A 13,231-nucleotide genomic window follows, 5' to 3' on the forward strand; every position below is an offset into this window, starting at 1 on the left:
GTTTACATGCAAAAAAGGACAGGCGAAAGTCCATCAATGCACATCAAACATGCATCAATAGACGTTCGCTCTGTCCTTTGTACCTGAGAGTTACCCTGCTATCATGCCCGCAGGTTTCCCCGTTGGTGATCCGTTTCCTGTTGTCCAGGCTGTGGATGCTCTCCAGAGATGCGTCCGGCAAAGGTCCTTTTGCCTGAGAGATTCACCCATCCCGGGCTTACTCCTTCGGCGCTGCCCCTGAGGGTCAGTCTCTCCCTATGCCATCATTCGCAAACCATATGTTTTTCTACTGACTCCATTAAACCGGGTTTACAAGCACGCTGTCAATCAAAAAACGTCAAAAAGATGACAAATTTAATTTTCCTGTCAGTTATATTGACATTAGGCAAGGTCATAACTTAGGCTATAACTAAATTTAGAACTCCAAATGTGGAAAAGAGGCGGCTTGGAAATGAGTGAAGTGTTGGACAACCTGCTATACAGCGAAGAGCATGAATGGGCACAGCAGGGTGAAGGACGCGTAGTACGTGTGGGAATTACGGATCATGCGCAGCATTTATTGGGCGACATCGTGTTTGTTGAGTTTCCGGAAGTCGGCGCAGCCATTTCCGCGGGCGACAGCGTAGGCAGCATCGAGTCTGTTAAGACGGTGTCGGAGCTGTACTCGCCGGTATCCGGCAAGGTAACCAAGATCAACGACGCACTCGAATCCAGTCCGGAGCTGATCAATGATCAGCCATACGGCGGCGGTTGGATTTTTGAGCTGGAGCTTGACGGTGAGTTTGCCGAGGCAGCTTCCGGCCTGCTGGATGCGGCTGCTTATAAGGAATTGGTTGGGGAATAGTTTCAACCGTTTATGTACCCGGATTATTAGAATAGATGACTGAACTGGATTTACGAAAAGATGAACATGGCAGGCTTCTCTTATTACATTAGATGTCACTAATGTGAGAGGTCTGTCTTTTTGCGTTTCTGTATCACTCCGGAAAGCTAAGCAGCCCCGGATAAATGCGGGGAGCCAAGTGCCAAAGGGCGGGCAGCAGAGCCAGACCCGTAACGGCAAAGATAAGGCACAGCAATAGGAACCGGTATCTTTTTCTGGGACGGGTATTGGGTTTGAGCACGAAGTAATACACACCGGCCGAATAAAACGGGAAAAGCACCACGGCAGACATGCCCATACAGACCAGAAATGTGGATTCCCCGGCGGAGGAAGGGATCATGGCTTCCGGGTTATAGACCGGATTGATCTGCAGAAAGAGGATCACAAATGTCAGATAGGCGAAGAGTAAAAGAAGAGGGAAACAGCGGATGCGTCCATCCTCGGACAAACCGTACAGCATCCACCAGACCCCGAGCCAGGGCAGGGCAAAGGCTGCGCCGGCAATAAGGAAGTCAATGCCTATATACATCAGTTTATCGGGAGGATACACATGGGCCAGGTCCCCCCAGAAGTAATCGGAGGAGAAGAACATCATAAATACAGATAATAAACCAATGAAGAAGGTAATTATTCCCTGGGCAAAAACAATCATGATCAGCGAAACCGGCTGCCGCAGAAAATAGAGAAAACGGGTGGCGTCCGGTGTCGTTCCGTTTGTAGTCTGCATAGCGTTCAATCTCCTTATACTAGCAAATGGTTGCCGTGCCTTCTCATCTGCAGATCTCTGAGCTGATTCGCTTGCAGATACGTGTTATTCTTCCTCTTGAAGCTGCCGCAGGACAATAAGTTCGACCCGGCGGTTCTTCTGCCGTCCTTCAACGGTAGTGTTATCGTAAGCAGGTCTGGTATCCGCGTAACCGGCATATTGGAAAGTATCAGGGCTAAGCCCCTCGTTATCCAGGAAGAAGCGCAGCACAGAGAGTGCGCGGGCGCCGGATAGCTCCCAGTTATCCGTGTAATCTGAAGCGGCGGTTACCGGGACATTGTCGGTATGGCCTTCGATGCTGATCGTGGCACCAATTCCGCGGAACAGGCCGGATAGCTGGCGCAGTGCCGGGAAGGCAGGTGATTTCAGCTCGGCTTTGCCGGCATCGAACAGGAACCGGTCGCTAAGCGTGATGGCAATGCCCTGCGGTTTATCCGCTACAAAGATCTGCTCCCCAAGGTTGTTATCTTCCACGTATTTGGTGATTACACCCATAAGCGCGGCCAGTTTGGCCTCCTGCTCACGAAAAGCGAGCTCACGCGCCGAAGGCTGGTGTTCTGCAGTTTCCCCGTTTTGCCCGGATGTATCTGTGCCCGTCCCGGTTCCGTTCGAACCACTCTCCTTCACATTGCCCCCGGAAGAAAGACCGCCACCAGTGCTTCCGCCTGCTTCCTGTTCATTCGAGACTGCGGCTCCCGTGTTCCCCTGATTACCATCCAGCACTCCATTTCCGCCTTCAAGCACAGGACTGCCGCTCTTAAAGGTATCAGATAATGAACCGGTAACGATCGCGTATTTTTGCGTATCCAGACTGCTCATGGCGTACAGGATGATGAAAAAAATGAGCAGAAGCGTAATCAGATCCGCATAGGTAATCATCCAGCGGTCCCGGTTCTCCTTACCTCTACTACGTCCCTGGCGGCGGTTTCTTTGTCTCATAGCGGGTCTCCCGGGTTATTATTGCTGCTGCGTCTAGGTGAGGCATCGAGAATAAAGGCGGTCAGTTTTTTGCGGACCAGATGCGGATGATCCCCATTCTGCAGGGACAGGATACCGACAAGCAGCATCTCCATGCTGCCCAGTTCGCTTTGGCTGCGGGATTTGATTTTGGAGGCGATGGGTAAAAATATAAGATTAGCACTGGCTACGCCATAGAGCGTTGCTGTAAAAGCTACAGCGATCGAGGCCCCCAGATTAGAGGGATCCGTCAGATTGCTCAGTACCCGTATTAATCCCATTACGGTGCCGATGATCCCCATAGTCGGAGCATAGCCGCCGGCGGCTTCGAAGATTTTGGCATAGCCTTCATACTTCAGTTCCTTGGCGTCCATCTCCAGTTCAAGAATTTGCCGGACCTGATCAGGATCGGTGCCGTCGACAATAAGAAACAGCCCTTCGCGGGTAAAGGTATCCGGATGCTCCTCCGCTCTCTTCTCCAGCGCAAGCACACCCCCGCGCCGAGTGATTGCAGCCATGGAGATCAGCTCTTCGGCCTTCTCCTGGGTGGTGTCGGGATGTCTGCCGAATGCCAGGCGCAGAGCCGCCGGGACGCTGCGTAATCTGGAGGCCGGAAAACTGATGAGTACAGCGGCAAGGGTGCCGCCGAATACGATCAGCGCGGCGTTCAGCTGCAGCAGGCCGGATAAGCTTCCGCCTTCCCAGAGAAAGCCGCCGATCATTGCGGCAATGCCTGCCAGCAGGCCGATAATTGAAGTGATATCCATAAGTTCAAGCTCCTTAAATTTCTATATATTATGGTTTGCATCAATCTGGGCAACGCTGTATAATAAACGGGAACGTGTATTCCTATCTTCCATATTTTTCAGTACGGTATGGATAGGCAACTATTAGGGCTACAATTATAATATATTCATATATTTTAGACGATAGAGGGGAGACGGGCAAATGAGTGATATTGTCGTCAGTACAAAGACATTTGAACTGGAGTCCGAGTATACACCCCAGGGCGATCAGCCTCATGCCATAGAAGAATTATTGGACGGCATCCGGCAGGGCAAGAAGCACCAGACGCTGCTGGGAGCGACAGGTACAGGCAAGACCTTTACCATCGCACAAGTGATTTCCAAACTGAACCGCCCGACGCTGGTCATTGCGCACAACAAGACGCTTGCGGCGCAGCTGGCGAGTGAGTTCAAAGAATTTTTCCCGAACAATTCCGTTGACTACTTCGTCAGTTACTACGATTACTACCAGCCTGAGGCGTACATTCCTTCCTCCGATACCTTCATAGAGAAAGATTCCAGCATAAATGAAGAAATTGACAAGCTCCGGCACTCCGCCACCAGTTCGCTGTTCGAACGGCGTGACGTTATTATTGTTGCGAGTGTGTCCTGTATTTATGGCCTCGGTTCGCCACAGGAATACGGAAGTATGCTGTTGACACTGCGGGTAGGGATGGAGAAGCCGCGCAATCAGATTCTGAGCAGGCTCGTGGAGATCCAGTACCAGCGCAATGACATTAACTTCGTACGCGGGACGTTCCGGGTACGCGGCGATGTGGTCGAGATCTTCCCGGCTTCACAGGGGGAGCATGCGATCCGTGTGGAGCTGTTCGGAGATGAGATAGAGCGCATTACCGAGATTGATGTTCTCACAGGAGAGCTGATTGGTGAGCGCGATCATATAGCGATCTTCCCGGCTTCGCACTTTGTCACCCAGGAAGAAACGATGCGTGTAGCTATTATCAACATTGAGCGGGAGCTTGAGGAACGGCTGGCCGTGCTTCGTGATGCGGGCAAGCTGCTGGAAGCCCAGCGGCTGGAGCAGCGGACGCGGTACGATATTGAGATGATGAAGGAAGTGGGCTTCTGCTCCGGTATCGAGAACTATTCCGGCCCGCTTACCTTCCGTGAGCCGGGAGCGACTCCATATACCTTAATGGATTACTTCCCGGATGATATGCTGATTGTTATTGATGAGTCCCATGCAACGCTGCCGCAGATCCGGGCTATGTATAATGGTGACCGTGCGCGTAAGACAGTATTGGTGGAGCATGGCTTCCGCCTCCCGTCCGCGCTGGATAACCGGCCGCTGCAGTTCGAGGAATTCGAAGAGAAAGTGAACCAGATTGTATATGTGTCTGCTACACCGGGACCATACGAAATGGAGCACTGCGATACTATGGTGCAGCAGATTATCCGTCCTACCGGCCTGCTGGACCCGATCATCGAAGTACGCCCTACAGAGGGACAGATCGATGATCTGATCAGCGAAATCCGTGACCGTGTAGAGCGTGATGAGCGTGTACTCGTTACAACACTTACGAAGAAGATGTCCGAGGATCTGACCGATTACTTCAAGGAAATCGGGATTAAGGTGCGGTATATGCACTCCGATATCAAGACGTTGGAGCGAATGGCCATCCTGCGTGATCTCCGGCTCGGTACGTTCCATGTACTGGTGGGTATTAACTTATTAAGAGAAGGTCTTGACCTGCCGGAGGTCTCCCTTGTCGCCATCCTAGATGCTGACAAGGAAGGCTTCCTCCGCTCCGAGCGTTCACTCATTCAGACCATCGGCCGGGCGGCCCGTAACTCTGATGGACGTGTCATTCTGTACGGCGACCGTATTACGGATTCCATGGAGAAGGCGATGAGCGAAACCCAGCGCCGCCGTGAAATTCAGATTGCCCATAATGAGAAGCACGGCATCACGCCAACGACAATCAATAAGAAAGTGCGTGACATCATCGAGGCCACCAAGGTGGCCGAGTCCAAGGCCGATTATCTCACCGGCGCCGGCGGCAAGCTGAACAAGAAAGAGAAGCAGAGCCTGATGCAGCGTCTGGAGGCCGAGATGAAGGACGCGGCCAAGAACCTGCAATTCGAACGCGCCGCCGAGCTGCGCGATGCGTTGCTTGAACTGCGGGCCGAGTAAGCTGGCCCCGCCAGCACTTACACTTAATGATCACGGAACGGCGCTTCACTGGCCGTTCTTTTTGAAGATACATTTGCACTTCGCGCATCCCGTAGGGACAGCTGCAGTTAAGCACTTAGCGCATTCCGTAGGAACAGCCGTAGTTTGCGCATCCCGTAGGGACAGCTGCAGTTAAGCCCTTAGCGCATTCCGTAGGAACAGCTGCAGTTCGCGCATCCCGTAGGGACAGCTTGTAGTTAAGCCCTTAGCGCATTCCGTAGGAACAGCCGCAGTTCGCGCATCCCGTAGGGACAGCGGTTGTCGGCCCGCTAGTAGCATGCAGCGAGCCGTATCCTGCGCCTATAGTATAGCGGTCCCGTAGGGACTAGCGCTCCCATTGCCCCAGTAGCCAATTCCATCCCAGTCCTAACTCTTTCCGCCGAGCTTGCGGGTGTCCAGAGGGTGCAACCCTTGGGGCCCTCCCTTGGAAGGGAGGGTTTGGGAGGGATCGAAAATATTTTGCTAAATGTTTTTCCATTTTAATAGGTTTTTATAAAGGAGAGGTACCGTTGGCGAACGAAAGTATAATAATCAAGGGCGCAAGGGCCCATAATCTCAAGAACATCGACGTAACGATTCCGCGTGACCGCTTCGTCGTGCTGACGGGACTGAGCGGCTCGGGTAAATCATCTTTGGCATTCGACACGATTTATGCCGAGGGCCAGCGCCGTTACGTTGAATCGCTGTCTGCCTATGCCCGCCAGTTCCTGGGTCAGATGGAGAAGCCGGATGTGGATTCCATTGACGGGCTATCCCCGGCCATATCGATTGACCAGAAAACTACAAGCCGTAACCCGCGTTCGACCGTAGGTACGGTTACAGAGATTTATGACTATCTGCGGCTGCTGTTTGCCCGGGTTGGGCATCCCCATTGTCCGGATCATGGCATAGAGATTACATCACAGACTGTGGAACAGATGGTTGACCGGATTATGCAATACCCGGAGAAGACCCGCCTGCAGATTCTGGCACCTGTGATTTCCGGCCGTAAGGGTGAACATAAAGGCTTGTTCACGGATATCTCCAAGCAAGGTTTCGTTCGTGTGCGTGTTGACGGTGAGCTTCGCGAAGTTACGGAAGATATTGTACTGGAGAAGAATAAGAAGCATACGATTGAAGTTGTTGTCGACCGGATTGTCATTAAGGACGATATTGAGACCCGTCTTACCGATTCACTGGAGACTGCACTGAAGCTGTCGGGCGGTCAGATTCTGGTCGATGTGATGGGCCAGGAAGAGCTTTTATTCAGCGCAAGCTTTGCCTGCCCAATCTGCGGGTTCAGTATAGAAGAGCTTGCTCCGCGTATGTTCTCGTTCAACAGCCCGTTTGGTGCCTGCACGGAATGTGACGGGCTTGGTGTGAAGATGGTAGTCGATCCGGATCTGCTGATCCCGGATGCGGAGAAGTCCATCGAAGAAGGTGCATTCTTAGCCTGGACAGGCAGTACGTCAAACTACTATCCGCAGTTCCTGAAGTCGGTATGTGAGCATTTCAAAATTCCGCAGAATGTTCCTGTCAGCAGCCTGTCACCGGAGCATATGACCAAGCTGCTGCACGGAACGGGCAGTGAGAAGATCCGCTTCCGTTATGAGAACGACTTTGGCCAGCGCAAGGATGCACTTGTTGCTTTTGAAGGAATCATCCCGAATCTGGAGCGCCGTTACCGCGACACTGCCTCTGAAGGCATCCGTGAGTTTATCGAAGGCTTCATGAGCGCCAAGCCATGCCATGTCTGCAAAGGCAAAAGACTGAAGAAAGAGATTCTGGCCGTGACGATTAATCAGCAGAATGTTGCCGATGTAACGGATCTTTCGATTGGAGATTGTCTGGATTTCTTCGAGAATCTCAAGCTCAGTGAGAAAGAAACGGCCATCGCTAACCTGATTCTTAAGGAAATCAGCAGCCGCTTAGGATTCCTTGTAAATGTAGGGCTGAACTATCTGACCCTTAGCCGAGCAGCGGGCTCGTTATCCGGCGGTGAAGCGCAGCGGATCAGGCTGGCTACACAGATTGGCTCCAGTCTGATGGGCGTCCTGTATATTCTGGATGAGCCGAGCATCGGGCTTCATCAGCGTGATAATGACCGGCTGATTGCTACGCTGGCTCATATGCGCGACCTGGGCAATACTCTGATCGTCGTTGAGCATGATGAGGATACCATGATGGCTGCCGACTATATTATCGACATTGGCCCCGGTGCCGGAATACATGGCGGACAGGTAATTGCTCAAGGTACACCTCAGGAGATTATGGACGATCCGAACTCCCTGACAGGTGAATACTTAAGCGGACGCAAATTCATCCCTGTCACCTCGACGCGCCGGCCTACCGATAATGAGCGCTGGATAGAGATTCGCGGGGCTAAAGAGAATAATCTGAAGAATGTAAATGTGAAGATTCCGCTTGGTGTCTTTACAGCGGTCACCGGAGTATCCGGTTCCGGCAAATCTTCACTTATTAACGAAATTCTCTATAAGAGCCTGGCACGCCAGCTTAACAAGGCTGTCAAGGTCCGTCCCGGTGTGCATAAAGAAATCCGCGGTCTGGAGAATCTGGATAAAGTAATTGAGATTGACCAGTCACCGATCGGGCGTACACCACGTTCCAATCCGGCCACGTATACAGGTGTGTTCGATGATATCCGCGATTTGTTCTCCAAGACCAATGAGGCTAAGGTACGCGGCTTCCAGAAGGGGCGCTTTAGCTTCAATGTGAAGGGCGGCCGCTGTGAGGCTTGCCGGGGAGACGGGATTATCAAGATTGAGATGCACTTCCTGCCGGATGTGTATGTGCCTTGTGAAGTCTGCAAGGGCAAACGGTATAACCGCGAAACGCTGGAAGTGAAATATAAAGGCAAGAGTATCTCCGATGTATTGGAGATGACCGTCGAGGATGCAACGGAATTCTTCAAGAATATCCCGCGTATCCACCGCAAAATGCAGACGCTGCTTGATGTGGGTCTGGGCTATATCAACATCGGCCAGCCGGGGACAACCTTGTCCGGTGGTGAAGCGCAGCGCGTGAAGCTGGCTTCCGAGCTGTACCGCCGCAGTACCGGCAAGACGCTGTACATTCTGGATGAGCCGACGACCGGCCTGCATGTAGATGACATTGGCCGTCTGCTTGAGGTGCTGCACCGTCTGGTGGATTCCGGTGAATCGGTCCTGGTTATTGAGCATAACCTCGATGTAATCAAGACTGCTGACTATATTATTGATATGGGGCCGGAAGGCGGCAGCGGCGGAGGAACGGTGCTTGCGACCGGAACGCCGGAGAAGCTGATTACTGTCGAGGAATCCTACACAGGCCGGTATCTGAAGCCAGTCCTCATCCGCGACACCGAACGTACTCAGGCGCTTGAACTTCAGACCTCTGATACGGTGTAACCGGAGGAAGCTGCAAACTTAAATAGCCCATGGTCCACTGCGAGGTGGGCATGGGCTGTTTTTTTACTACAACTCACTCCGGATACCAAAGATCACTTTGAAGTGATTGCGCGCTTTGGTGGCTTTCTTGAAGCCGTCCTGTGAATCCAGAATCCATACCGTTCTTCTGATCCAGACTCTTATATACAGGGAACGGCATTTAACAGGCCCGATAATTCCCCGTGCTTCGGTCTCTGTACCATCAGGCTTCTCGGTCTCAGTTCGTACCAGCCATCTGTTTCCTATTCCGAATTCGATGTATTTCAAGCCGGCGGGCACCTCCAGTTCTGCATGACTGATCATAACATCGTCGTCCGGAGTTTTACAGTGAGGGTTGTGGCAGGCGATTTCATGTGTGCAGACAAAAATTATGCTGGCGGCAGAGAAGCAGAACTGGCATAACTACAGCATGTCCGCAGTAAGATTCAAAGAGAGGGTTTTGCGTTGAATGATTAGCAGAGGCTGTTGCGGTTGCAATAGGAATCAGCTCCTTGAAAATCACATACCACAACGAATGGTCAATGATAAATATCTCTGTATTTTAGCTGATTTCCGGCTTCGGAAATATTTTTTATGACAAATACATAATTTTTAGACAATTTCTATTGCGTCACTGAAATGGTAGCGATAACATAGAAGGTGATATGGATTAGATGAACTTGCTTGACAACACTTTCAGGGAGGGATTGCCATGCTGCTTGCAGAAGCTGCCGCGCAAGAACCGTCTACATTTCATACCTTCGATGTATTTATGATTCTATTCACGATCCTGATATTTATCGGTGTGGTCCGGCTATTGAAAGCTCCGCAGAAGAACAAATTTGCAATCGGCTTCGGAGTGGTGAGCCTGCTGGTTTTTGCAGTCTCTGACTATGCAATGATTATGAATTGGTTCAGCTAAGTTCAGGCACAACTAACTTCAGAAGCAAGGTCTTTCAAAGACACCTTTATCCGCCACCCGGCGAGCCTAAAGGCGTCTTTTTTTAAAATGATGAAGGAATCAGCTGTACAGGAGAAAGGGGGAAGGCGATGAACGCGGGAAAGAATGCAGTTGCCCGGAGTGGCATTGTGCTGTTGTGCGGGTTGATATTGTCGGGATTCACAGGTAGTCCGCTGTCTGCACTTGGCACAGTGTACGGAGGGACAGGCCCTGTAACGGCTGGACAAATAGGCGGACTCAAGCCCGTTAACAAGGAGCAAGCGGCTAAACCTGCAGTGGATCCGGTACCACAAATTATCCGCGCGGTGTCGGCATCGGTCGTGGGCATTATCGGCAAAGCCAGTGGTGAATCTGGAGGTCCGGATGACCGCTACAATCTGACACACGGGTCCGGAATTATCGTCAAAGCAGACGGGTGGATTATTACCAATGCCCACGTCATGGAGGGGCTGCAGAATGCAGTAGTGATTACCTCAGACGGCAAGAGCTATAACATTACGGATACATATTTGGATGAGGTGAGTGACCTCGCTCTGATCAAGATTGCAGCCAAATCCCTGAAGCCGGCAAAGTTCGCCGCTAGCCCGGCAGGCATACAAGTTGGAGAGAAGGTCATAGCGATTGGCACACCTATTTCGTTCTCCCTCAGAAATTCGGCTACCGTAGGAGTGATTAGCGGCCTCAACCGTTCGGTGGATGCGGCTTACCGGCTGATTCAGAGCGACACGGCGATTAACCCCGGCAACAGCGGAGGGCCGCTGGTCAGCATGAAAGGTGAGGTGCTTGGGGTCAACAGCTTGAAATTTGCGGCAGTAGGCGTGGAAAATATGGGCTTCTCCATTCCGGCAGATACGGTGCAGTATATTATGAATCAGCTGCTCAAATACGGTGAAGTCCGCCGTCCGAGTCTCGGAGTTGAGCTGGAGGAGAGCTGGCCCGTCATTGTCGGGCTGCCTACCCAGGAGCCTTTAACGGTTACGAAGGTGGTCACTGCAGAAGCACGGAAGGCGGGGATTGCCGACGGAGATGCACTGTATGCGATAGACGGCCACCGGGTCGCGTCCCTTGTGGACATTAACGAATGGTTCAAGCAATACAAGCCGGGAGCAGTGGTCAAGCTGCTCATGCAAAGTGACGGCGATATCGTCGCCAGAAGCCTTGTTCTGGGGCAAGGTGATCCATTGGTGAATACGGAAGAGGCGGAGGTGGATGGCGATGATCAGGCGGAAGAGTAGAAGACTTGCAGAAGCAGGAACGCGGCGATTGGGGAGGAAATCTATACCCCGCGGACTGTCTGTCATGCTGGTAGTGCTATTGTTGCTTGCTGTATTTCCGGGCATGAATGCCTATGCGGCAGAAACTCCGATTCTAAAGCTAAGCCTCAAAGTAGGCAGCGCATCTGCAAAGGTTAACGGGGAACCGATAGTGATTCAGAAGCCCTTTACGGAGAGCGGGGCGGTCATGGTGCCGCTGGGGATTTTCAAAAAAGCATTCGGCAGCACAGTCTCTCTTGAAGGTAACGATGTAGTGAAGGTGATGTACGGTCCGCATACCGGAGCGATGACGATAGGCAGTACCACTGCCTGGAAGGATGGCGTCAAAATTAAGCTTGCTGCGCCGCCGCGTATGGTTTCCGGTGTGCTGATGGTGCCCCTGCGGTTCGTGACAGGAGTGCTCGGTGCACGGATTACTGCGGCAGATGGCGGGGGATTGCTGGTTACACTTACTCCTTCGGAGAAGGAGGCGGCAGCAGAACCGGAGAGCGGCATCGACAGTGATGTCGGCAAAACCCGGATCGGCAACAGTTATTTTGAATGGAGTATGAATTATCCGTCCGGACTTGTTGTGGGTGACAGCGGGGGGAATGAGAATGTTGCGACTTTTATGAGTGCAGAGAATAATTATTATCTGGAGGTCCATGCTTCACCGCAGGAGGTACCGCTTGATCCGGAAGGGCTGCTGGAGAATCTGGTGCGGTCATCGGAGGAGGGCGGAGAGACTGTACTGGACCGGGAGGTCGTGCCTGAAGCCAAGGTTCCTTACGCCCGGATAGTCAGCAAGGATTCCAGTGGAGCGCTGTGGGAGGGCAGGCAATATTATGCCAGCGGCAGGCTGTATGAAATTTATCTGACGGACGATAACGCGGTGAACTATAAGGATCTGGATCAGTATGCCGTGCTGCTGGACTCCTTCCAACCTTCCTATAATTCTTCTGACAAAAGCATCCGTGATCTCTCCACAGTCACAAACGGCCTGCGCGAAGGATATAACGAAGACTACGGAATCTCACTGCTGGTGCCGGCAGACTGGAGTGTGGATGACCAGCATTTATATTATGAGAGCAAACAGGGAAGCTATCTGCGTGTAAAAGTGAGCTCTGCCCCTGCGGGATCAACGCTCGAGAGCTGGAGCCGGGAACTGGAGTCGCAGCTGCGTGACACCTACGTGGCCGAAGCTTATACGCTGAAGAACGGCATCGCAGGCAAAGTCTCCGGTGAGCTGGTATTGATCCATGAAATCGGACTCAATCCAGGCAACAGCTGGAGTACGGAATATCAGATTCTTCTGCTGAAGAACGGCTACCGCTATTATTTTGAATACCAGACAGCGCCAGGACAGGATGGCGACAAGGCGCGGTTCACAGATGTGCTTAACTCCATCGATATTGATTTTGCGCAGATCAAGGAGAACTTTGGCCGTCTGGAAACCGATGATTACGCGCTGCTCAGCACAAAGTCGATCCCTAAGAGCTCCAAAGCTTACGGTTACAGTATTGATATTCCGCGCCTGTGGACGCCATATCAGGATCTTTTTGAGAGCCAGACCGTGGAATACCGCTTCACCGGCGGACGGTTCCAGATTTATGCCAGTCCGGATGTTACATTGGAATATGCCGTCAGCCAGCTGCAGAGCTATTATCAGAACACCAAAAAAGACCCGAAAGGGCCGCAGGTGAAAAGTGTGGAGGAAACCACCTTTGCGGGAGTGCCCGCCACCATCCTCACAGTAGAACAGACCAAGAGCAGCATCCCTGTGAGCACGCGAAACATTATCTTCAGCAAGAATGATGTGGTGTTCACGATCACTGTTACGCTGAATGATGCCAATGCAACAGCCAGCCAGCAGGCGGTGCTGGAGAGGGTGCTGGGGTCGTTTGGGTGGGGGGAATCCTCATAGTTTAATGTTAGCGTAAAATTAGCTATGACTAAGAACGTCTCAGTTGCCGGTAGGCAGTGGGGCGTTTTTTTTCTGTAAGGGAAAGAGCTCGAGGAAGGTATATG

The 13,231-nt window shown here is 52.1% G+C and carries 10 protein-coding genes and 2 riboswitches; of the genes, 6 read left to right on the top strand and 4 right to left on the bottom strand.

The annotated features are described in order from the left end of the window. Positions 1 to 68: 68 nt before the first annotated feature. Positions 69 to 168: riboswitch (glycine riboswitch) on the bottom strand. Between the two features lie 3 nt (positions 169 to 171). Next, a riboswitch (glycine riboswitch) is annotated at positions 172 to 267 on the bottom strand. Positions 268 to 451: 184 nt separating this feature from the next. Next, positions 452 to 844 carry a glycine cleavage system protein GcvH gene (gene gcvH, locus NSU14_RS35235; RefSeq protein ID WP_039302830.1) on the top strand — a complete coding sequence of 131 codons (393 nt, stop codon included), beginning with the start codon at positions 452 to 454 and terminating at the stop codon, positions 842 to 844. 133 nt (positions 845 to 977) lie between these two features. Here gcvH and NSU14_RS35240 read toward each other — a convergent pair whose 3' ends face one another. The 3 genes from NSU14_RS35240 to NSU14_RS35250 all read right to left on the bottom strand — a co-directional run bounded on the left by NSU14_RS35240 (position 978) and on the right by NSU14_RS35250 (position 3,373). Next, positions 978 to 1,610 (bottom strand): hypothetical protein, encoded by a 633-nt coding sequence (locus NSU14_RS35240; RefSeq protein ID WP_340948828.1) that lies wholly within the window; start codon positions 1,608 to 1,610, stop codon positions 978 to 980. Positions 1,611 to 1,694: 84 nt separating this feature from the next. Continuing rightward, positions 1,695 to 2,588: a flagellar motor protein MotB gene (locus tag NSU14_RS35245; RefSeq protein ID WP_340948829.1), complete on the bottom strand. Its 894-nt coding sequence runs from the start codon at positions 2,586 to 2,588 to the stop codon at positions 1,695 to 1,697. After that, positions 2,585 to 3,373 (bottom strand): flagellar motor protein, encoded by a 789-nt coding sequence (locus tag NSU14_RS35250; RefSeq protein ID WP_340948830.1) that lies wholly within the window; start codon positions 3,371 to 3,373, stop codon positions 2,585 to 2,587. The genes NSU14_RS35245 and NSU14_RS35250 overlap by 4 nt, the downstream gene beginning before the upstream one ends. 181 nt (positions 3,374 to 3,554) lie before the next feature. Between NSU14_RS35250 and uvrB the strand changes: the two genes are divergently transcribed. Together uvrB and uvrA are read left to right on the top strand one after the other, a co-directional pair. Beyond that, positions 3,555 to 5,546 (top strand): excinuclease ABC subunit UvrB, encoded by a 1,992-nt coding sequence (gene uvrB / locus NSU14_RS35255; RefSeq protein ID WP_042140176.1) that lies wholly within the window; start codon positions 3,555 to 3,557, stop codon positions 5,544 to 5,546. 548 nt (positions 5,547 to 6,094) lie between these two features. Continuing rightward, entirely contained in the window at positions 6,095 to 8,971 is a 2,877-nt protein-coding gene (gene uvrA, locus NSU14_RS35260; protein WP_039307097.1) for an excinuclease ABC subunit UvrA, read from the top strand. Positions 8,972 to 9,037: 66 nt separating this feature from the next. Here the strand turns inward: uvrA and NSU14_RS35265 are convergent, their stop codons facing one another. Continuing rightward, complete coding sequence (locus NSU14_RS35265; RefSeq protein WP_042140175.1) at positions 9,038 to 9,277, bottom strand: DUF3977 family protein; 240 nt, start codon at positions 9,275 to 9,277, stop codon at positions 9,038 to 9,040. Positions 9,278 to 9,701: 424 nt separating this feature from the next. On the opposite strand from NSU14_RS35265, the gene NSU14_RS35270 reads away from it, so the two are divergent. The 3 genes from NSU14_RS35270 to NSU14_RS35280 all read left to right on the top strand — a co-directional run bounded on the left by NSU14_RS35270 (position 9,702) and on the right by NSU14_RS35280 (position 13,127). Then, the gene (locus NSU14_RS35270) at positions 9,702 to 9,911 is read left to right on the top strand and encodes a DUF2759 family protein (RefSeq protein ID WP_042140174.1); all 210 of its coding nucleotides are present in this window, start codon (positions 9,702 to 9,704) and stop codon (positions 9,909 to 9,911) included. Between the two features lie 128 nt (positions 9,912 to 10,039). After that, positions 10,040 to 11,185, top strand: a complete 1,146-nt coding sequence (locus NSU14_RS35275; protein WP_340948833.1) for a S1C family serine protease — start codon at positions 10,040 to 10,042, stop codon at positions 11,183 to 11,185. Positions 11,186 to 11,249: 64 nt separating this feature from the next. After that, positions 11,250 to 13,127 (top strand): stalk domain-containing protein, encoded by a 1,878-nt coding sequence (locus NSU14_RS35280; protein WP_340948835.1) that lies wholly within the window; start codon positions 11,250 to 11,252, stop codon positions 13,125 to 13,127. The last annotated feature ends 104 nt before the right edge of the window (positions 13,128 to 13,231 follow it).

It is taken from the genome of Paenibacillus sp. FSL R10-2771, from assembly GCF_038000205.1.
Classification (GTDB): Bacteria; Bacillota; Bacilli; order Paenibacillales; family Paenibacillaceae; genus Paenibacillus_AQ; species Paenibacillus_AQ phytohabitans.

Excerpts from the sequence above, each read along its gene's own strand:
- NSU14_RS35240 (WP_340948828.1), bottom strand. The coding sequence starts at position 1,610 with ATGCAGACTACAAACGGAACGACACCGGACGCCACCCGTTTTCTCTAT.
- uvrB (WP_042140176.1), top strand. The coding sequence starts at position 3,555 with ATGAGTGATATTGTCGTCAGTACAAAGACATTTGAACTGGAGTCCGAG.
- NSU14_RS35280 (WP_340948835.1), top strand. The coding sequence starts at position 11,250 with ATGCTGGTAGTGCTATTGTTGCTTGCTGTATTTCCGGGCATGAATGCC.
- NSU14_RS35275 (WP_340948833.1), top strand. The coding sequence starts at position 10,040 with ATGAACGCGGGAAAGAATGCAGTTGCCCGGAGTGGCATTGTGCTGTTG.
- NSU14_RS35250 (WP_340948830.1), bottom strand. The coding sequence starts at position 3,373 with ATGGATATCACTTCAATTATCGGCCTGCTGGCAGGCATTGCCGCAATG.
- NSU14_RS35245 (WP_340948829.1), bottom strand. The coding sequence starts at position 2,588 with ATGAGACAAAGAAACCGCCGCCAGGGACGTAGTAGAGGTAAGGAGAAC.
- NSU14_RS35270 (WP_042140174.1), top strand. The coding sequence starts at position 9,702 with ATGCTGCTTGCAGAAGCTGCCGCGCAAGAACCGTCTACATTTCATACC.
- gcvH (WP_039302830.1), top strand. The coding sequence starts at position 452 with ATGAGTGAAGTGTTGGACAACCTGCTATACAGCGAAGAGCATGAATGG.